The following is an 18149-nucleotide window of genomic DNA, read 5'->3' on the forward strand; positions in this document are numbered from 1 at the left end:
CATGATCTCCTGCCGAGCCGCCCACCCGGACCCAGGACGTTCCGATGTGTAACCTCTACCGCATGCGCGCCGGCGCGGCTGATATCCTCGCCGCTAGCCGGGCGATGTCGGCCGACGTCGGAAATCTTGAGCCTCGTGACATCTACCCGGACTACGCCGCGCCGATTGTCCGGAACGGCGCCGAAGGACACGCACTCGTTCTCGCTAGGTGGGGCCTACCCTCCTCAAGCCAAGCGCTGTTAAAGGCCGCCAGCAAGCGAGCTGACGGCCTTCGCAAGAAGGGCAAGGAGATCGACGACGAAGCCTTCAAAGAGCTCCTGAGGAGGGAGCCTGATCGAGGGACGACGAATGTGCGGAACACCACCTCGCGCCACTGGCTCCGATGGCTGGAGCCGGCCAACCGGTGCCTTGTCCCACTCACCGCCTTCAGCGAACCCGATCAGGTCGGCGGCTCCCTCAAGCCGGTCTGGTTCGCCCTAGCCGACGATCAGCCGCTCGCCTTCTTCGCTGGCGTCGAGGTGCCGGAATGGACCTGCGTGCGGAAGATCAAAGACGGCCTGGAGACCTGCCATCTGTTCGGCTTCCTGACGACCGACGCCAACGCCGAGGTGGCTGAGTTCCACAGCAAGGCCATGCCGGTGATCCTGACCACAGAGGAAGAGCGCGACGTCTGGATGCGAGCGCCCTGGAGTGAGGCGACGGCGCTGCAACGGCCGCTGCCGGATGGGGCGCTGGTGGTGCTGGATCCGGCGGCACCTCGCTAGAGCAGAGCGTCGCCTTCGCGCCAAGAGCAGGCCTTGGATCTGTTCCGGTTTCTCGCCGTTGGCAGACCTGGAGTGGCATGCTCAGGAAAGGCGAGTTTCCGACGCTGATCCAATGGGGAGAAACGACCCAAAGCGGAAGTTGACGCCCGTCATTCGCGCCCAACCTCCATTGCCGGAAAACGCGAAACGTCACTGGCGTTTCGAATGCGGCGCGCACCGCTTCGATTATTGAATGGCCTCACGCAGTGACAGAAACCCGACCACAGCCTCGATGAACGCGTCGTTCCTGTCTCCGGCGACCATGTGTCCGGCGTTCTCGACGTCGGTGAAGGTCGCCTGGGGCAACATCGTCAGAAACTCCTGGGCTGCCTCTTGGGAAACCAGCTCGCTCATGCGCCCCCGGATTAGGTGCACAGGTATGCTGATGTCGCCCACTCGCGTGCGGAAGTCTTCCATGGAGTGAGTGTCGCGGCTTTCCATCACACTCGTTACGAAGCGCGGATCCCAATGCCAGCGGTAGCGGCCGTCGGGGTGCCGGCGCAGGTTCTTTCCAAGCCCGGTGAGATCGGTTCTTCGGGGCCGGCTCGGCATGTAGCTGGCGATGGTTTCGGCCGCTTCTTCCAGACTAGCGAAGCCGTCGGCAACACGCGCCGACATGAAACCCATGACCTTCGCCACGCCGTCGGCCTCCATACGCGGCGTGACATCGACCAGGGTCAGTGACGAGAAGGTCGCGGGCGCGACCAGCGTCTCGACCATCATTCCAGCGATCCCGCCGAGCGACGCGCCAACCAGGGCCGGCTTGTCCCCGAGTTGGTCAGCGACTCGCACGATGTCGGCGGCGAACCGGTGCATTCTGTAGTCCCCCGTGGGAGACCAGCCGCTGTCGCCGTGACCCCGCAGGTCGAGTGCGACCGCCCGCCAGCCAGCGGCGGCGAGGCGTTCACCAGTCTTCGCCCAGGCATGCCGTGTCTGCCCGCCGCCGTGGGCGAGGAGGACTGTTCCTCGATTTGGTGTCCCATAGCTGTCCGCTGTGAGCACAACCGCCTCATCCCCCAAAAAGGTCAGCGGCGAAGGTCCGGTCATGAGTGGAACTTTCATTTGCAAGGCACTTGATGATAAGGACCATTACATAGTCATCACCAAAGGTCCAAGTTGTCCGACCCCAGGCCAATCGAAGAGCCGGAACGCCGGAAGGAAGCCGCCCATGCGCGCTTCGACGCGGGGTTCGCCCTTGCCGAGGTCACGCGCCTCCTTCGGCTCGCCTTCGACCAACGGATGCGGAGAGTGGGCCTCACCGGCGCGACCTGGCGGGTGCTCGCCTATCTCTCGCGAGAAGATGGGCAGACGCAGGCCTCGCTGGCCCAGAGATTGGAGATCAGCCGGGTCGCGGTCGGCGAGGCCGTGGATCGCCTGGAGCGGTCGGGCCATGTCGAGCGCCGCGCTGATCCCGAAGACCGCCGCAAATGGCGTGTGCATCTTACGCAGGCGTCCTTGGACCTTTTGCCGGACGTGATTACCGCCGCCACTGACCTGCAGGCGGAATGCTTCAGCGGACTCACCGACCTCGATGTCAGCCAGTTGCAGTCGTTGCTCGCGCGGCTGAGGGACCGGTTGGTGGAGATGAAAATTGGATCGGCCGAGTAGGAGAGTGGATCATGAGCGACGCGGCTGAAGTCGGGGACGACCAGGGTGCAAAGCCGGCGGGTGGCCTTCAAGGGCTGCTGCGGCGTCGTCGCCTGCTGTTCATGATTTCCGCGCCTGTCGCGGTGCTGGCAGTGATCGCATGGTTCATGCTGACCGCCGGCCGTTACGAGGAAACCGACAACGCTTTTGTCCAAGCGGCGCGAGTGCCGATCAGCACCAGTATCACCGGTCGGATAGTCGACATGCGGGTGCGTGAAAACGAGCATGTTGCGGCCGGGCAGGTCTTGTTCGTTCTGGATCGAGCGAACCCGGAAGCGGACCTGAGCCAGGCACAGGCCGCGTTGGCGGCAGCCCGGACCCGTGTGGCGGCCCTTGAAGCGACGTTCGGCGCCCGCGTGGCGGCGCAGCGCAGCGCGGAGGAAGGGTTGGCCTTCGCGAGGAAGGAACAGGCGCGGGCGCGACTGCTCGCTACCGAGGGCATCGCGTCTCGGCAGGACGTTGAGGCCGCAGATCATGCGGTGGACGCCGCCGCTTCCGCGCTGGCCGCCGCAAGACAGGGCGTGGCGGTGGCGCTGGCGGAACTTGGCGGCCGTGTAAACGCCGCGATTGATGATCATCCCGCCGTCCGCGAAGCCGCTGCGCGTCTGGAGAGGACGCGGCTGGCGCTGTCTTACACCCTGGTCATCGCGCCGCAGACCGGCGTGGTGACCAAGGTCGATCAGGTCCAGCGTGGATCGTTTGTGAACGCTGGGCAGACCCTTTTCTGGCTGATTGCCGGTGATCCCTGGATCGAAGCCAATTTCAAGGAAGACCAGATCGAGAGCATGCGGGCTGGCCAAAGCGCCACGGTGCGCTTTGACGCCTATCCCGGAAAGGTCTTTGAGGCCCGGATCGCCAGTTTCAGTCCGGGCACGGGCGCGGTGTTCTCCGCGCTGCCGCCTCAGAACGCCACGGGCAACTGGGTGAAGGTCGTCCAGCGCATCCCCGTGCGCCTTGTCCTGGTCAATCCACCACCCGGCTTCCTGATCGGGGCCGGGATGAGCGCCAAGGTGCGCGTCGATACGCGACCCAAAGCGGCCACGATCAAAGGCAAGGGCCTTTCGTGACCACAACGCGGCCGATTGCTCGGGGACCGATCACCCTGTCGGTCATGCTGGCCACCAGCATGTACACTTTGGACAGCACTATCGCGAACGTCGCCCTGCCGCATATGCAAGGAAGCCTTTCGGCTGGTCTTGACCAGATTACCTGGGTTCTGACGTCTTTTATTGTCGCACAGGCCCTGATGACGCCCCTTGTCGGCTGGGTGTCTGAACGCATTGGCCGCAAGACCTTGATGGTTATCTCCATCGTAGGCTTCACACTGTCATCGTTGGCCTGCGGACTCGCCGCCAACCTGCCGCAGATGATCGTTTTTCGGATCATTCAGGGTCTCTGCGGCGCGTCATTCGTGCCGCTCTCGCAAGCCATTCTGTTTGAGATCAATCCCCCCGAACGGCACCCGCAGGCAATGGCGACGTTTGGAGCCGGCGTCGTATTGGGCCCCGTGCTTGGCCCCGCCTTGGGGGGATGGATCACCGAACAGTTCGGCTGGCCGTGGGTATTCCTCATCAACCTCCCGGTCGGAATTCTCGCCCTGCTTGGCGTCCTCCGATTTTTGCCGGAAAGCCGCTCGGCCTCACCCCGAAGGTTCGACTTCCTCGGGTTTGGCGCGCTCGCCCTCTTTATCGCGGCATTGCAGCTGATGCTCGACCGAGGCCCGGGCGAAGGTTGGTTCGAATCCTGGGAGGTGACTATTGAGGCGGCTCTGGCGGCAATCGGTCTCTACGTATTCGCCGTCCATACAATCACGGCCGAGCGCCCCTTCTTTTCCCGCGTCCTGCTGCGAAATTGGAATTTCACCGCAGGAATGGTGCTGAGTCTGGCGACTGGGATGCTGATGTACAGCTCATTGGCTTTGCTCCCACCCTTGATGCAGAACATCCTCGGCTATCCGGTGGTCACCGTCGGCCTGGTCACCATGCCGCGTGGCTTGGGCATGCTCGTGAGCATGATGGTTGTCGGCCGGTTCATCGGGCGGGCCGACCCTCGGGCTGTTCTCTTCGTTGGCTTCGCCCTGAATGCGACGGCGATGTGGCAGATGTCCATGTCTTCGCCTCAGATGGACGCCCATCTCATCATGGTGTCGGGCCTGCTGCAGGGGCTTGGTCTTGGTCTGATCTTCGTATCCTCGAATACCCTGGCCTTCGCGACCCTTCCGGGGAGTTTGCGGACCGACGGGTCCGCGATGATCACTCTGGCCCGAAGCCTTGGCTCCGCCGTGGGGATTTCCCTGATGCAGGCATTGTTCGTGCGCAACGCCCAGACCTCCTATTCGGTCCTGGTGCAGAACGTCCGCCCCGACAACCCGGTGTTTCAGGGCCAGATGGGGGGCGTGATCGATCTGGGTTCCGTTCAGGGTCTTTCGATGATGGCTGCTGAGGTCGGACGACAGGCTTCGATGGTCTCCTATGTGAACGATTTCCATCTCTCGATGTTGCTTACCATCGTGACCATTCCACTCATTCTATTTCTGAAGCCGCCGCGCGATGTCGTGGCTGGAGGCAGCGATGCGTTACCGGACTAGATTGACCACAGGCGTCTGTATGATGGCGGTCCTTCTGGCCGGCTGTGCAACGGTGGGGCCGAACTTCACCTCCCCATCCGCTGTTGCTCCTTCGCGCTACCAGGCTGTTGAGAGCACGGGAGGTTTCGTCTTTGCTGGTGAGAGCGCAGGACCACCGTGGTGGACGTCGTTTGGCTCGACCGATCTCGACACCCTCGTCGTCGCCGCCTTGAAAGGAAGCCCGACGATTGCGGAGGCGGAGGCAGCGCTGGACTCCGCGCGCGCCGCCGCGGCTGTCGTCGAAGGCGCGAGCTCGCCGCAAGTCGGTCTGTCCAGCGGCGTGGAGCGGGCCCGCATCAACGGCGCCGCCTTCGGCTTCGATGGATTCCCAAACCGCACGATCTCCCGGTACTCGGTCGGGAGTAGGGTCTCCTACGATCTGGACCTCTTCGGCGGCAATCGTCGGGCTCTGGAATCCGCGTCAGCCAAGGTTCAAGGCCAGGGCTATCAGCTAGATGCGGCCCGCCTGGCCATCGCCGGGAACACGACGCGCACGGCCATCCTTATCGCCGCGCTTCGCGCGCAAATCACCATTGCCGAAGCCGTGGTGGCCGATGACCGTCAGACCTTGGCCTTGGCCCAACGGTCAGTCGACGCCGGCGCATCGGGTCGGATCGATCTGCTGAGAGTGCAGACACAGCTGGCGCAAGACCTAGCTGTCCTGCCCGCACTTCGGCGCGATCTCGCCTCGGCTCAGAACGCGCTGGCCGCGTTGACCGGCAGCGCGCCAGGCGACTGGACGGATCGGACCTTTTCGCTGGAAGACTTCACCGTGCCATCCGGCAGGCCATTGGCGATCCCCTCTCTGCTGTTGCGTGGGCGTCCGGATATTCTGGCCGCCGAGAGCGCCTATCATGCAGCCATCGCCCAGATTGGCGTCGACCGTGCGCGTCTCTATCCCAATCTCAACATCACCGCCCAGTTCGCGCAGACGGCGCTCAGCCCGGACGGCCTGTTCGACTCAGCAGGCGCCGGCTGGAATCTCGCGTCAGGCCTCACCGCCCCGCTCTGGAATGGCGGGTCGCTAAGAGCCAGGGTGCGTCAGGCCGAGGCTGAGGCCAGGCGGACTGAGGCGCGCTATCGAGCGACTGTTTTGAAGGCCTTCGTCGAGGTCGCTGATGGTTTGGAGGCAGTGTCGGCCAGCGAGACGGAATTGCGCCTGCGCCAGACGGCATTGACGACGGCCGAGGAAAATCTGCGCCTGGCCCGGCGGGCGTACGAACTGGGGTCCCTGCGCCTGCTCGATGTCCTTGATGCGCAGCGCCAGGCCAACGGCGCGAGACAGGCGTTCGGAAGGGCCCAAGGGGAGCGCCTACTAGCCTACGCGGATCTGTTTGCGGCGACGGCGACGGTGTGATCTTCCCCCGAAAAAGTGGACGGGGTTATGCCGCTCTGCGCTCGGCCTCACAAAGTCCGCTAGCCACCCTTCGCTGACATTCACCAGGTCCGCTCTCGGGCCGGGCGCTCAAATGTCCGTTTCCCGGCTCGGTGCCATAGAGGCGGACGTCACCAAGGTCCGCAACGGGTGGGGAGCGGACGTTGGAAAAAGCGCGTGGCCGTGCCAGCGTGCGGCATGCATCTCTATACGATCCTGCTCGACTACGCTGGCGGCACCTACGTGGCGCAGACGCGGGCAACAGACGAACAGGCCGCAGTTCGCGCTTGGCAAGACAAGCTGCGTGTAAGTCGTATTGCCGATGCCGTTTCGGAGGAGGTCGCGGCAGCCTTTGACGAAGCGACCGACAGCCCGGTCCCGTTGAACGGGCTCGCGGGCGTGTGGTGCGTAAGCGCCAGCGCGACCCAGGGGCTCGCACTCGTCAACATCGTGAAGACCGCCAAGTAGTCCAACGTCCGCAACGGGTGGAAGGCGGCGGTCCAGCCCCCTTTCCCTGCGCTCATCCTCGCGGAAGCGAGGACCCAGGTTTGCGGCCGGTGCACTCACTTCAACGGATGTCTGGCTCCCCAACGATACCCTCTACATCGGATCGACCGACAGCCTGGTGCGAAGGGTCGGCGAGCATCGCGAAGTGCCGATGCCGGGGTTCACCAGCCGCCACGGCAAACGGTGGCTGCCATAGGTGCACCCGCCGTAAACCTGGGTCCTCGCTTCCGCGAGGATGAGCGGGAAGAAGGGGGAGTTTTTGTCCGCTAAGGGTCGGGTTCGGTCGAAAGCATCCCGCCGCTAACCGGACGTGCGACGCCGCCTCGGAAACCGGACCTGCCGAAGGGCTGTTCGGGGTGGCTTTCGGACATTCGTCGATGTGCCGTAAGCTGGCCTTGAATGAGGATCTTTATGGGTAGTGGGCTTGTCCAGGTGCGCGCAATCGTCCGCCTTCTGCCAACAGAGCAGGGAGGCCGTGCGAGGCCAGTTGCGGGTAGTTGGCGACCAAATCACAACTTCTTTGACGCCGACAATCGACAGATGGCCACGGGACTTATGGAGGTGTCGCAAGCCAATCCCCTCAGTCCCGGGGAAGAACGGCTGCTCGACATCCAATTTATCGCATGGCCGAACGACGTGGCGTTCGTTGTGGGAAAGGAGTGGCGCATCCAGGAGGGCGCGCAGTTGGTAGGCTGGGGGAAGATCGTCAACGTCGACTAAGGGTCGATTGCCCCCATTGGCACCAAGCCAGAAAGCGGACCTTCGAGTGTCCTGCCCGAGAGCGGACCTGGTGAACGTCAGCCAAGGGTGGTTTGCAGACTCAATTCAGGCTTCTAAGCACGTTTGCGATCATCTCGTCGGTTGGAGGCGGGGGACTGTCATCGGATGCGAAATGCATCGCCTCGAGGGCCGTTTCATCATCCTCGTCGAAGTCGAAGCAATGGCTCATGATCACACAGTCGGCCACGTAGCAGGCCGCTTCTAGCGAGATGGTCTTGTCGGCCATAGCTTGAATTAAGCGTCGGGCTTGGGCGCGCGTAAAGGGAATCTCCGGCCCCTTGGGCGCCAGAATGTAGCCCTGTCGAGTGGCCCTGATGGAGGCGGCGCACTCTTCCACCTCGGGCGCGATCTCCTCGCTGAACTGCTCCGACGTGATCTGTCCGTTGAGGAAGGCGAGCAGTGAGGCGTATTTCATCCCCCCACTATAGCTTGTTCCCCTAAGCCGGGAAGCGGACCCGCTCAACGTCGCTTGGGGGGCGTTTCTTCCCGTTGGGTCCGGGCCAACAAGCGGACGTTGGCATCCGGTTCCGGGAGGCAGACATTCGGAACGGGCGAGATGAGTCGGAGGCAGCCTGCCAGCGGACATAGGCTATCAGGCGCCAGCTTCTCATTGGCGACACATGTCGCACTCAAAACGCCACCTCTTCAGTTTAAGATATTGAAATATAACGACTACTTGAGCATTCGCGCATTTTTCGCTATGCTGCGAACGGCCGCGCGTCACAGCGTCGCCACAAACTCACTCAAAATCGTTAGGAAATACAATGACTTCTGACAAAGCTCAGAACGACGGCGCACGCGTGGTCGAAATGCCGGCCGCCGATCCCTGGCGCGCCATCAAGGCGGGCACGATTGTGCTCGCCACTTCGAAGTCGGAGCCCGGCTGGTGGGAAGCCGAAGTGATCGGGGTCCAGGAGCAGGGCGACATGATCACCATCAAGTGGGTCGGCTACGAGGACGAGCCGAAGTTCATGGTTCCGCGCCGCTCGGTAGGCGTGAAGCCGCCGACGAAGGCCTGACCGGCCCGGATCAGCGAGGCGCCGACGGGCGGCCTGTCCGTCGGCGCACTTCATTCGCTGTCTTCATCCGCAATCTGGAGTTCGACGATGGCATACCGGCCAAGCAACTAACCGCTGTCTGCGAAAATGTCATTTGCCGGCGAAGTTAGGGCCGTTTCACTCGTCAATGACGTCAGTTGGCGACTTCTTGTCGCCGGCTCGCCGGTCGTCTGAAAACGCGACCACTTCGCGCACGATGCGCCGCAGCCGCTTGATTTCGGCTTCGTTCAGCACGCCGAGCTCCCGAACAAGCTGCCGACGGCTCTTGGAGCGCTCGCTATGAGCCCACGGCTCATCGTCGAATGAGAACAGATCGACGAACTTGACCTCCAGCGCATCAGCAAGTCGCGCGAGGGTGTCCATCGTCGGCGACGCCGCGCCGCGCTCGATCTTGCTGACCGTCTCGACAGTCCGGTCAATCTTGAGGGCGAGTGCTTCCTGCGACAGTCCAAGTTCAGCGCGAAACTTCTTCACGCGCGCGCCCAAGAAGGCTCGAAGCTCAGAGTCGGTCATGACCTGAGTTAGACGGCCAGCCACGCCCTCAAGCCACGAACCATGAGTTCTGGTTTTTGCCGCATCTATGATCAAAACTAGACGTCACAATTCCAGGTATAGCCCTGGTCGCGTCCGCTGCGTGCGCACCGCAACGGCTCGTACTCCTGTGCGCGATCTAGGGGGACCAGAATGGAAGACACTGAGGGATCGATTTTCGCGGACGGTCGGCTGGGCAAAGCGGTTGGCCCCAATGCGGCGCATCACCTCCAGCAATGGAAGATCATGGTCAGCCGAGCTGGTGGCGACCCCACTGCTGCCGAGCGACAGTTTTCATTCAATGCCGGGGCCATGCTGCTAGGCCCCGTATGGCTGCTCCACCGCAAGCTTTACGTTCCCGGGCTTCTGGTGCTGATCGTCATCTGTGGGGGCCTCATAGCCTCCACGGTGATTGGCTTGGCCGTGGCAGCCCTGTTCGCCGTCCTCGTCGGCCTCGGCGCGGAGGCATTGCTCCTCAAGCGGACCCGCCAGCTCCTGAGGGACGCTGACGCGGCAGGGTGGTCGGATGCTGAGATTGCGCGTCGCGGCGGCGTGAGTTGGCTTGCGCCGGCCATAGGCGTCGCTGTGGCGGCAGCGACGGTTGCGACGGCCATCGTGACTGGCGCGGCCGGGATCGGCGTCAGCGGCGCTCTAATCGACGCTGAGCAAGCCGCTGTTGGCGAGTCGAGCCAAGACGGCGCGACTGACCCGGCTGCGCTCGGAAAGTACGATGGGGTCTGGGTCGATCAGAACGGTCGTTGGTCGAAGATCCTGTTCCTAGGCCAACAGGGCGTTCTTTCCAGCGTCTTCCCGTACCACCTGACGTTTGTTGCCCACGACCAGCGCACCGGGTCCGACACGATCAAGGTCCGGGACGGCATGGTCGGCACCGTCTCTGAATCGATCTTCCGGGCCGATAGCGAAGACCCCGGCACGCTCTGGATCACGACCGACGGGTCGGTCGGCCGGTTCTCCCTCCTGCGGGCGCTAACGGCCGAGGAGACCGCGACTCTTAGGCAGCAGATCGACCCCAATGCTCCTACCCTGATGGATCGCCTCGGGGACGGCCGTGAAGCAGCCCCGTCGACCGCCTCGGCGCTCGCGGGGCAACCGACCCTTGATTTGCTGACCGACCCCGCCCGCAAGCCTGACATCGAGCGGCAGCTGACCACGGAGGGCTTGGATGAGATCACCTGCGTTATGAGCGGTGACACCAAGGTCGCGGTCGAAGACGGCCGTTACGCCACCTCAATCGGCCAAGCTCCCCCGTCCTGTGGAACGACGAAAAGCGGGGCCTTTGTCCTGGATATCAAGACCGGCAAGGCCGCAGCCTTGGTCGATGTGTCCGACGGAAGTGATGGCCTTCAGGAGCGGCAGTTCGGAGACCGGGAAATGATCACTTGGCTTCAAGGCCGGTACTTGGACGGCGAGTGAGCCTGTTTTCGCGGAAGTCAGAAGAAAAATAGTTCCGCCACACCCGGGAGACGACGTTTCAGTGCAAACTGCTACAACGTGATCCTAGGCATAGCCTCAGGTCAGCGACCAAGGTGACCGACAGCAATGCTATTCGAAAAGTCTTGTCTGCAACTGATTAGGGGATGCCACCGCTGCCAAATGGCAGCGGTGGCGACCAATCCTATATGAATTATTTGAACTGAAAAAAGCTCACTAGAGCCACTGCCATCGCCGCCATGGCGGCAGCGATGGCGGCGATACTACCAGCCAGTCCGCAATCGGATTCCTCTCCAAAGCCATGCGGCACTGGTCTTCCTTTTGATGTGTCCGAGCTCCATTAGTCTGGATACAAAGCTTCGATTGTGAAGCGCCTCTTCGTGGCTTGTCCTGCACCATGCCTTGTAGGCCTCGTAGAGGGTCGACGCCGCTGTGCCTGGATAGCCGGGATCGACAGTAGTGCGCTCGTCCAGAAAACTGGCGAGGTGGTCGCGAGTCATGCGCCACGTGCTTTTGGCCTCCGCCGCCTCCTGGCACTCGACGAAACCGTTTGCTCGCCAATCTACAGCGCCCCTCACGGCCCAGGCCAAGATGCCCGGGGCCTCCTCCAAAAGGCTATCCGCCAAGTTCCCCTGACGCTTGTCTGAAGGTACGGTGTGGTTGAAGGGAAGCACGACAACCCTTCGCCAAAACGCTTCAGAGGTCTCCCGAAGCTTCGGCAACTCATTTCCCGCAACCCAAAGATTGAAGTCTGGATTGTACTCAAAAGGCTCGCCGTACAGTCGCCGGGCTATAACCGCTTCGCCGCCAGTGATGGACTTGACTAGCGCCTCGTCGAGGGACCGCCCGTAGTCGGCTTCGGATGTCGTCACAAGCCTCGAACCGACAAGTCTGGCTAGTTCTGAAAGCGCAAACTGATCAGACCCTTTGCGAGCTATAGTGTTGAATGATGTTGTTGCCGCATAGGAACCTAGAATGTCTTTGATAATTCCAAGAAATGTACTTTTCCCTGAAGCGGTCGGCCCGAGCAAAAAGAACAGCAGCTGACTCTCGTTGCCACCAAACAAACTGTATCCGACGGCCTGCTGGATCAGCCTGGCCAATTCTTCGTTGCCGCCCGTCGACATCCCTAAGAACTGACCGAACTTCGGAGCTTTCGATGATTTTCTGTAAGGTACAGAAGTGCATCGCTTGATGAGCAGTGCTGGATCATGAGCTCTCAACCGCCCAGACGCCAGATCGATGACCCCGTTCGGGGCGCCAATCAGGTACGGGAAAGAATCAAGCGATGAATCTGGCAACTCCGCCATATGTTCTGCAAGAGAAAGTGTCGAACGAATGGAGCGCTCGCTCAACGATTTCTCTGCAAAGTTCCGAAGTGTATGATCACCAGACGCGGTACTGAAAGTCGCAAGCGTGTTGATAGCCTCAATTGCTATGCCCATCATCTGATTTCGGGTTGCCGAGCACCATCGCCCCTCTACGTAGCGGTGCCACCCACTGCCCCTAGTGAATAGAAGCTCGGACCCCGCGATCTGGATGAGCCGTTGCGCATTAGCGACGTCCGTCTCACCTTGGATCAGTACGCCGCCGGCTATAGGGTCGCGTGAGCTTTCTGTCAGATCATGTGGCCAACCGCGGTCCTTCCGTGTCGCTCCCTGCTCGAACGTCTTGAGGACCTCATCCCAGACAATCGGCGACGCCGGTTGAGGGGCCAGCGTCCGCAAGGACTCTTCGGCCGTTCTTCGATCCAGCAGCGACATCCCACAGAGCTGGCCTAGCTTGAACGCAACGTTTCTCAACGTCCGCTCTCGATGATGCGGAGCCGAGAGCCGCACGGTGGCGAGCAGCTCGGATATGAGGCGGCGCACGGCGGGATTGATCGATTTGACGGGCGCTTGGGAGCTCATAGCGAGTCTCCTTCGCCTTGCAGCGACTGTCCGGCCGGCACGCCAAGGCCGCATAGCCAGACATGCAGATCCGACACTCGAACGTAGGTTCTCCGGCCGATGGAGACCGTAGGGAGTGATCCGCTTGCCTTGAGCTTATAGAAAGTTGTGCGGCCTACGCCCGTCGCGGTACAAAAATCTGCCACGTTGAGCAGAACGCGTTCTTGGTTTCGGTATCTCACCCCTGGCGAACTTTCGAAATCTACGGAAGAATCGAGAGAGTGAGCTTCAGTGTTTGCCTTCATTTGCAGAATGCCTTTGTAGGCCCGTGCTGAATCAGCACCGGGCTTTCTGTGACAGTTCAATTGCAATAGAAAGCGGACGAACTTTATGCCCACAAAGGCGGGGCGTTCGCCGAACGTAAGACCAAACCTTGAACCTTCGGTTTGGTCAGGCGCGAGTGCGCTATCGTAAAGTTTGGGCCTTAGACCCGTAGCAACGCGTCGAGACGCATGATCAAGGCGCTAGCCTATACTACGCAGTTGCGCACCGGACAAGCGTAAGCCCTCAGCTTCCTTTGCCGTTAGAAAGTCCGACCACCACTGCAACATGACCCGACGGTCGGCCAACCACTCGGCGGAGTTGTACGCCGCCCTGATGTCATCCCTTTCCGTGTGCGCCAACTGCCGTTCGATCCAGTCTCGATTGAACCCGGCCTCATTGAGAACAGTCGATGCTGTTCCGCGGAAGCCGTGAACGGTGGCCCTCGTGGCCCATCCAAGCCGGTACAGAGCATAGATGAGCGTGTTCTCTGAGATAACACCGGAACGCGTGTCGCTCGGGAGCAAGTGCAAGCTATTCGCCCCCTGCACCCGCAATTCGGCCAGTATCCCTATAGCTTGGCGACTTAGTGGAACGAGATGGGGGCGGCGCATCTTCATGCGTTCGGCCGGGATTCGCCATAGCGGCTCTTCACCATCCAAACCTTCAAACTCATCCCAGGTCGCGAACCGCAGTTCGGAAGTCCGCACAAAAGTGTGCAGGATCAATCGCAACGCCAGTGCCGTGCGTCGGTCGCCCGCGTAGGCCCGCAAGTTTGAAAGGAAGGCCGGCAGTTCTGACGGCTTCACCGAGGCGCGGTGGCGAACCGGTCGTGGGGAGGAAAGGGCCCCTTGCAGTTCAAGGACGAGATTGCGGTCAACGATACCTTCCGCCTTCCCGAAGTCGAAAATGTCGGACGCATACCCCTTCACCCTGCGAGCCGTTTCGATGGGCGCGCCTTCGCGACTCTCAATCGCTCTGAGTGCGGACAACATGTCAGCCTTCTGGATGTCGGACAGCAGTCTGTCGCCCAGCGACTTGTTGAGATCGCACTCGACGCGGCTCCATACCCGAGCCGCATGACCCGGCGTCCACTTCGATTTTCTGGCGTCGAACCATCGGGTGGCAACGCGCTCGAACGTCTCATGCAGATTTACCGGCGGTGCGCACGGAGCACCCGGGTCGCGGCCGTGACTTAATTCCGCCCTGGCTTCATCCCGCAGGCCCCTCGCAGCGGCCAACGTCACGTTGGGATAGCCGCCAAACGCGAGCGTCTTCTGCTTTCCGTCAAACCGATAGGCCAAGCGCCAGAGCTTCGAGCCTTGAGGGGGAATCAGCAGGTGCAGGCCCCCACCGTCAGCAACCTTGTATGGCCTGTCCCGAGGCTTAAGCGACCGGATGGCAGCTTCAGTAAGTCGATTTGTTGGCATATTCAGCTGCTCCGACCGCCCAATACCAACAAAGTACCAACAAATGTCGCTGGCTGCCAGCGCCGCGTAACGGTCAACCGCGAACGGAGGCGAACGGTAAAGTATTGACCTTTAAGGATAATGTGGGTCATCGGCGAGCGCTGGCGAACATCGACGCGCGCGTGCGAACGGTGGAGTGGTAGGCCCGGAGGGACTCGAACCCCCAACCAGACCGTTATGAGCGGTCAGCTCTAACCATTGAGCTACGGGCCTTCAGGTGAAGAAGCCGCCGGTTACCATGCCCCGAACGCGCCTTAAAGGTCCGGTTCATGTAGGCTCAGGCAAACCAGCCATCGACGGGACCCCATCAACCGCCCGTCACGGAGACCGACCATGAAAGCCCTCTTCCGCGCCGCCGCCATCGGGGCGCTGCTCGTCGCCGGGTCCGCCGGCGGCGCCCTCGCCCAGACAGCGCCGACCTCGGCGGCCGACACCATCTTCCGCGCCACCACGCTCAGCCTGTCGGCCTATGGCGAGGTCAACCGAGCGCCCGATATGGCGACCATCTCGCTGGGCGTGCAGACCGAGGCGCCGACGGCGGCTGAAGCCATGCGCCTGAACGCCGTGAAGATGAACCAGGTGATCGCGGCCCTGAAGAAGGGCGGGCTCGCCGACCGCGACATCCAGACCAGCGGTCTCAGCCTCAATCCCCAGTACGTCTACCAGGAGAACCTGCCGCCGAGGCTGACCGGCTACCAGGTGTCGAACCAGGTCACGATCATCGTGCGCGACCTGACGAAGCTGGGCCAGGTCGTCGACGCCACAGTGAACGCCGGCGCCACCAATGTCGGCGGCATCCAGTTCGGCCTTCAGAACAGCGCCGCCGCCGAAGACGCCGCCCGCGCCGAAGCGGTCAAGGTGCTGCTGGCGCGGATGAACCTCTACGCCCGCGCGACCGGCTACAGCGGCGCCCGCCTGGTGACCCTGAGCGAAGGCGGCGGCTACAGCCCGCCCCAGCCGATGCCGATGATGGCCATGGCGCGTATGGACAAGGCCGAGTCCACACCGGTCCAGGCCGGCGAGCTCAAGGTGCGGATCGACGTCAACGCGACCTTCGAGCTGATCAAATAGGGCGGCGGGGACATGTACCGAAGGTACGTGTCCCCTGAACCCGCGGCGCCTCGATTGGGGGACACGTACCTTCGGTACATGTCCCCTTAAGCCTGACGCCACGACACCCCTACCCATCGCGTTCACGCGTCCGTAGGATCGTTGCCAACAACAACGCTCCCCAGGACAGGACACGCGCCATGAAGACCCGCATCACCGAGATGTTCGGCATCGAGCATCCGATCATCCAGGGCGGCATGCACTTCGTCGGTTTCGCCGAGATGGCGGCGGCGGTGTCCAACGCCGGGGGCCTGGGCATCATCACCGGCCTGACCCAGCGCACGCCGGACGATCTGGCCAGGGAAATCGCCCGCTGCCGGGAGATGACCGACAAGCCCTTCGGCGTGAACCTGACCTTCCTGCCGTCGGTCAACACGCCCGACTATCCCGGCTATGTGAAGGCGATCATCGAGGGCGGCGTGAAGGCGGTCGAGACGGCCGGCAACAACCCCGCCAAGTGGCTTCCCGCGCTCAAGGAAGCCGACATCAAGGTGATCCACAAATGCACCTCGGTCCGTCACTCGCTGAAGGCCGAGTCGATCGGCTGTGACGCGGTCAGCGTCGACGGCTTCGAGTGTGGCGGCCACCCGGGCGAGGACGACGTCGGCAACTGGGTGCTGCTGCCCCGGGCCGCCGAGGAGCTGAAGATCCCGTTCGTCGCCTCTGGCGGCGTCGGCAACGGCGCCCAGCTGGTCGCGGCCCTGGCCATGGGCGCCGACGGCATCAACATGGGCACCCGCTTCATCGCCACGAAGGAAGCCCCGGTCCACCAGAACGTGAAGGACGCCATCGTCGCGGCCAGCGAGCTGGACACCCGCCTGGTCATGCGCCCGCTGCGCAACACCGAGCGCGTGCTGACCAACGCCGGCGTCGAACGCCTGCTCCAGAAGGAGAAGGAGCTGGGCGCCAACATCAAGTTCGAGGACATCATCGAGGAAGTCGCGGGCGTCTATCCCAAGATCATGATCGAGGGCGACATGGACGTCGGCGCCTGGTCCTGCGGCATGGTCGCGGGCCTGATCCACGACATCCCGACCTGCAAGGAACTGATCGACCGGATCATGAGCGAGGCGGACGAGATCATCCGCCAGCGCCTGGCGAAGTTCGCGGCGTAGGGGCTCACTCCACCCGCTCATCCCGGCGAAGGCCGGGACCCAGGCGTTTTTAGTTTGCGGGCCAAGGTCCGAGTGTTCCCGAAAAAACCTGGGTCCCAGCCTTCGCCGGGATGAGCGGAATTTTTGGGCCCGCTACAGCCCGCTCACCTTGCACACGTGCGCCCATTCCTCATCGGTCACCGGCTGCACGCTCAGGCGGAAGCTGGTGATCAGGCTCATCGCCGCCAGGGCGGGGTCGTCCTTGGCCATGGCCAGGGTGAACGGGCGGGGCAGGGGCTTCACCGCCTTCAGGTCGACGCAGAAGAACTGCCCCTTGGCGTCGGTGGGATCGAGGTAGGCCTCGCGCACCACCTCGCAGATGCCGACGATCTCCTTGCCGGCCTGGGAGTGGTAGAAGAACACCGTATCGCCGAGGGCCATCGCCTTCAGGTTCAGCTTGGCGGTGTGGTTGCGCACCCCGGTCCAGGGCTCGCCCTTCGCGCCGGTCTTCACCAGGTCATCCCAGCTGAAAACGTCCGGTTCCGACTTCACCAGCCAATGGGCCATCGACCGCTCTCCGACTCCGATATCGCCCGCCCGGTCTAGCAGGCGCGAGGGCTTCCGCCACGTCCCTGTTGCCTTCCCCAACGAGAGAGCGATTAGGTCTCCGCGTTCACTGACAGGACCGGTTCCATGAAGCTCGACTCCTCCATCTCGGCGGTCATCACCGGCGGCGCCTCCGGGCTCGGCGCGGCCACCGCGCGCCGCCTCGCCGCTGACGGCGTCAAGGTCGCCATCTTCGACCTCAACGAGGAACTCGGCGAGGCTCTGGCGAAAGAGCTGGGCGGCGTGTTCTGCAAGGTCAACGTGGCCTCCAGCGAGGAGGTCGACGCCGGCTTCGCCAAGGCCCGCGCGGCCATCGGCCAGGAGCGGATCCTCGTGAACTGCGCCGGCGTCGGCGGCGGGGCCAAGACGGTCAGCCGCGACAAGCAGACCGGCGAGATCAAGGAATACCCGCTGGAGAACTTCGAGCGGATCGTCGGCATCAACCTGATCGGCACCTTCCGCTGCATCACCAAGAGCGCGGCGGGCATGCTGACGCTCGAGCCGATGGAAGACGGCGAGCGCGGCGCGATCGTCAACACCGCCTCGGTCGCGGCCGAGGACGGCCAGATCGGCCAGGTGGCCTACACCGCCTCCAAGGCCGGCATCGTCGGCATGACCCTGGTCATCGCGCGGGATCTCGCCAGCGAGTCGATCCGGGTGAACACCATCCTGCCGGGCATCTTCGACACCCCGCTGCTGGGCCGCGCGCCCGAGCATGTGAAGGCCGGCCTGGCCGCCCAGGTGCCCAACCCGCGCCGCCTCGGGATGCCGGACGAGTACGCCCACCTGGCGCACACCATGATCACCAACGGCTACTTCAACGGCGAGGACGTCCGTCTCGACGGCGCCATTCGCATGACCCCCCGCTGACTTTCGACGCT

General features: G+C 62.8%; 19 protein-coding genes and 1 tRNA gene. 12 read left to right on the forward strand and 8 right to left on the reverse strand.

Annotation, left to right across the window (positions count from 1 at the left end; all coding sequences use genetic code 11):
* Window positions 1-44 precede the first annotated feature (44 nt).
* Complete coding sequence (locus AC3WJT_RS10020; RefSeq protein ID WP_492342969.1) at window positions 45-764, forward strand: SOS response-associated peptidase; 720 nt, start codon at window positions 45-47, stop codon at window positions 762-764.
* A 225-nt stretch (window positions 765-989) separates the two neighbouring features.
* Here AC3WJT_RS10020 and AC3WJT_RS10025 read toward each other — a convergent pair whose 3' ends face one another.
* A complete protein-coding gene (locus tag AC3WJT_RS10025; protein ID WP_492342970.1) occupies window positions 990-1850 on the reverse strand; it encodes an alpha/beta fold hydrolase in 861 nt (286 codons plus the stop codon).
* Window positions 1851-1919: 69 nt separating this feature from the next.
* Here AC3WJT_RS10025 and AC3WJT_RS10030 point away from each other — a divergent pair, with 69 nt between their 5' ends.
* The 6 genes from AC3WJT_RS10030 to AC3WJT_RS10055 all read left to right on the forward strand — a co-directional run bounded on the left by AC3WJT_RS10030 (window position 1920) and on the right by AC3WJT_RS10055 (window position 7678).
* On the forward strand, window positions 1920-2411 hold the full coding sequence (locus AC3WJT_RS10030; protein ID WP_487299786.1) for a MarR family winged helix-turn-helix transcriptional regulator: 492 nt from the start codon (window positions 1920-1922) through the stop codon (window positions 2409-2411).
* An 11-nt stretch (window positions 2412-2422) separates the two neighbouring features.
* Window positions 2423-3517: an HlyD family secretion protein gene (locus AC3WJT_RS10035; RefSeq protein ID WP_492342971.1), complete on the forward strand. Its 1095-nt coding sequence runs from the start codon at window positions 2423-2425 to the stop codon at window positions 3515-3517.
* Complete coding sequence (locus tag AC3WJT_RS10040; protein ID WP_492342972.1) at window positions 3514-5037, forward strand: DHA2 family efflux MFS transporter permease subunit; 1524 nt, start codon at window positions 3514-3516, stop codon at window positions 5035-5037. The genes AC3WJT_RS10035 and AC3WJT_RS10040 overlap by 4 nt, the downstream gene beginning before the upstream one ends.
* A gap of 19 nt (window positions 5038-5056) precedes the next feature.
* Window positions 5057-6433 (forward strand): efflux transporter outer membrane subunit, encoded by a 1377-nt coding sequence (locus AC3WJT_RS10045; protein ID WP_492342973.1) that lies wholly within the window; start codon window positions 5057-5059, stop codon window positions 6431-6433.
* Window positions 6434-6649: 216 nt separating this feature from the next.
* On the forward strand, window positions 6650-6919 hold the full coding sequence (locus AC3WJT_RS10050) for a hypothetical protein (RefSeq protein ID WP_492342974.1): 270 nt from the start codon (window positions 6650-6652) through the stop codon (window positions 6917-6919).
* Window positions 6920-7498: 579 nt separating this feature from the next.
* Entirely contained in the window at window positions 7499-7678 is a 180-nt protein-coding gene (locus AC3WJT_RS10055) for a hypothetical protein (protein ID WP_492342975.1), read from the forward strand.
* 100 nt (window positions 7679-7778) lie between these two features.
* On the opposite strand, the gene AC3WJT_RS10060 is transcribed toward AC3WJT_RS10055, so the two are convergent.
* The gene (locus AC3WJT_RS10060) at window positions 7779-8153 is read right to left on the reverse strand and encodes a hypothetical protein (RefSeq protein ID WP_492342976.1); all 375 of its coding nucleotides are present in this window, start codon (window positions 8151-8153) and stop codon (window positions 7779-7781) included.
* A 349-nt stretch (window positions 8154-8502) separates the two neighbouring features.
* On the opposite strand from AC3WJT_RS10060, the gene AC3WJT_RS10065 reads away from it, so the two are divergent.
* Window positions 8503-8757 carry a tudor domain-containing protein gene (locus tag AC3WJT_RS10065; protein WP_492342977.1) on the forward strand — a complete coding sequence of 85 codons (255 nt, stop codon included), beginning with the start codon at window positions 8503-8505 and terminating at the stop codon, window positions 8755-8757.
* Window positions 8758-8913: 156 nt separating this feature from the next.
* Here AC3WJT_RS10065 and AC3WJT_RS10070 read toward each other — a convergent pair whose 3' ends face one another.
* Window positions 8914-9309, reverse strand: coding sequence for a helix-turn-helix domain-containing protein (locus AC3WJT_RS10070; protein WP_492342978.1), 396 nt, complete (start codon window positions 9307-9309; stop codon window positions 8914-8916).
* Window positions 9310-9480: 171 nt separating this feature from the next.
* Here AC3WJT_RS10070 and AC3WJT_RS10075 point away from each other — a divergent pair, with 171 nt between their 5' ends.
* Entirely contained in the window at window positions 9481-10761 is a 1281-nt protein-coding gene (locus tag AC3WJT_RS10075; protein ID WP_492342979.1) for a DUF2628 domain-containing protein, read from the forward strand.
* 281 nt (window positions 10762-11042) lie between these two features.
* On the opposite strand, the gene AC3WJT_RS10080 is transcribed toward AC3WJT_RS10075, so the two are convergent.
* From AC3WJT_RS10080 to AC3WJT_RS10095, 4 genes are all read right to left on the reverse strand, one after another.
* Window positions 11043-12689, reverse strand: a complete 1647-nt coding sequence (locus AC3WJT_RS10080; RefSeq protein WP_492342980.1) for a DNA primase family protein — start codon at window positions 12687-12689, stop codon at window positions 11043-11045.
* A complete protein-coding gene (locus AC3WJT_RS10085) occupies window positions 12686-12973 on the reverse strand; it encodes a helix-turn-helix transcriptional regulator (RefSeq protein WP_492342981.1) in 288 nt (95 codons plus the stop codon). The genes AC3WJT_RS10080 and AC3WJT_RS10085 overlap by 4 nt, the downstream gene beginning before the upstream one ends.
* Before the next feature lie 219 nt (window positions 12974-13192).
* On the reverse strand, window positions 13193-14419 hold the full coding sequence (locus tag AC3WJT_RS10090; protein WP_492342982.1) for a tyrosine-type recombinase/integrase: 1227 nt from the start codon (window positions 14417-14419) through the stop codon (window positions 13193-13195).
* A 176-nt stretch (window positions 14420-14595) separates the two neighbouring features.
* Window positions 14596-14671: transfer RNA gene (locus AC3WJT_RS10095), tRNA-Ile, on the reverse strand.
* Between the two features lie 120 nt (window positions 14672-14791).
* On the opposite strand from AC3WJT_RS10095, the gene AC3WJT_RS10100 reads away from it, so the two are divergent.
* Both AC3WJT_RS10100 and AC3WJT_RS10105 read left to right on the forward strand, forming a co-directional pair.
* Window positions 14792-15529 (forward strand): SIMPL domain-containing protein, encoded by a 738-nt coding sequence (locus AC3WJT_RS10100; protein WP_492342983.1) that lies wholly within the window; start codon window positions 14792-14794, stop codon window positions 15527-15529.
* Window positions 15530-15708: 179 nt separating this feature from the next.
* The gene (locus AC3WJT_RS10105) at window positions 15709-16683 is read left to right on the forward strand and encodes an NAD(P)H-dependent flavin oxidoreductase (protein WP_492342984.1); all 975 of its coding nucleotides are present in this window, start codon (window positions 15709-15711) and stop codon (window positions 16681-16683) included.
* A 132-nt stretch (window positions 16684-16815) separates the two neighbouring features.
* Here AC3WJT_RS10105 and AC3WJT_RS10110 read toward each other — a convergent pair whose 3' ends face one another.
* Entirely contained in the window at window positions 16816-17229 is a 414-nt protein-coding gene (locus AC3WJT_RS10110) for an EVE domain-containing protein (RefSeq protein ID WP_492342985.1), read from the reverse strand.
* 126 nt (window positions 17230-17355) lie between these two features.
* On the opposite strand from AC3WJT_RS10110, the gene AC3WJT_RS10115 reads away from it, so the two are divergent.
* Complete coding sequence (locus AC3WJT_RS10115) at window positions 17356-18138, forward strand: SDR family NAD(P)-dependent oxidoreductase (RefSeq protein ID WP_492342986.1); 783 nt, start codon at window positions 17356-17358, stop codon at window positions 18136-18138.
* Window positions 18139-18149 lie beyond the last annotated feature (11 nt).

The organism is Caulobacter sp. FW305-C-30-S16 (genome assembly GCF_058783025.1).

Excerpts from the sequence above, each read along its gene's own strand:
- AC3WJT_RS10020 (WP_492342969.1), top strand. The coding sequence starts at position 45 with ATGTGTAACCTCTACCGCATGCGCGCCGGCGCGGCTGATATCCTCGCC.
- AC3WJT_RS10025 (WP_492342970.1), bottom strand. The coding sequence starts at position 1,850 with ATGACCGGACCTTCGCCGCTGACCTTTTTGGGGGATGAGGCGGTTGTG.
- AC3WJT_RS10035 (WP_492342971.1), top strand. The coding sequence starts at position 2,423 with ATGAGCGACGCGGCTGAAGTCGGGGACGACCAGGGTGCAAAGCCGGCG.
- AC3WJT_RS10045 (WP_492342973.1), top strand. The coding sequence starts at position 5,057 with ATGATGGCGGTCCTTCTGGCCGGCTGTGCAACGGTGGGGCCGAACTTC.
- AC3WJT_RS10050 (WP_492342974.1), top strand. The coding sequence starts at position 6,650 with ATGCATCTCTATACGATCCTGCTCGACTACGCTGGCGGCACCTACGTG.
- AC3WJT_RS10055 (WP_492342975.1), top strand. The coding sequence starts at position 7,499 with ATGGCCACGGGACTTATGGAGGTGTCGCAAGCCAATCCCCTCAGTCCC.
- AC3WJT_RS10060 (WP_492342976.1), bottom strand. The coding sequence starts at position 8,153 with ATGAAATACGCCTCACTGCTCGCCTTCCTCAACGGACAGATCACGTCG.
- AC3WJT_RS10065 (WP_492342977.1), top strand. The coding sequence starts at position 8,503 with ATGACTTCTGACAAAGCTCAGAACGACGGCGCACGCGTGGTCGAAATG.
- AC3WJT_RS10070 (WP_492342978.1), bottom strand. The coding sequence starts at position 9,309 with ATGACCGACTCTGAGCTTCGAGCCTTCTTGGGCGCGCGCGTGAAGAAG.
- AC3WJT_RS10075 (WP_492342979.1), top strand. The coding sequence starts at position 9,481 with ATGGAAGACACTGAGGGATCGATTTTCGCGGACGGTCGGCTGGGCAAA.
- AC3WJT_RS10080 (WP_492342980.1), bottom strand. The coding sequence starts at position 12,689 with ATGAGCTCCCAAGCGCCCGTCAAATCGATCAATCCCGCCGTGCGCCGC.
- AC3WJT_RS10085 (WP_492342981.1), bottom strand. The coding sequence starts at position 12,973 with ATGAAGGCAAACACTGAAGCTCACTCTCTCGATTCTTCCGTAGATTTC.
- AC3WJT_RS10090 (WP_492342982.1), bottom strand. The coding sequence starts at position 14,419 with ATGCCAACAAATCGACTTACTGAAGCTGCCATCCGGTCGCTTAAGCCT.
- AC3WJT_RS10100 (WP_492342983.1), top strand. The coding sequence starts at position 14,792 with ATGAAAGCCCTCTTCCGCGCCGCCGCCATCGGGGCGCTGCTCGTCGCC.
- AC3WJT_RS10105 (WP_492342984.1), top strand. The coding sequence starts at position 15,709 with ATGAAGACCCGCATCACCGAGATGTTCGGCATCGAGCATCCGATCATC.
- AC3WJT_RS10110 (WP_492342985.1), bottom strand. The coding sequence starts at position 17,229 with ATGGCCCATTGGCTGGTGAAGTCGGAACCGGACGTTTTCAGCTGGGAT.
- AC3WJT_RS10115 (WP_492342986.1), top strand. The coding sequence starts at position 17,356 with ATGAAGCTCGACTCCTCCATCTCGGCGGTCATCACCGGCGGCGCCTCC.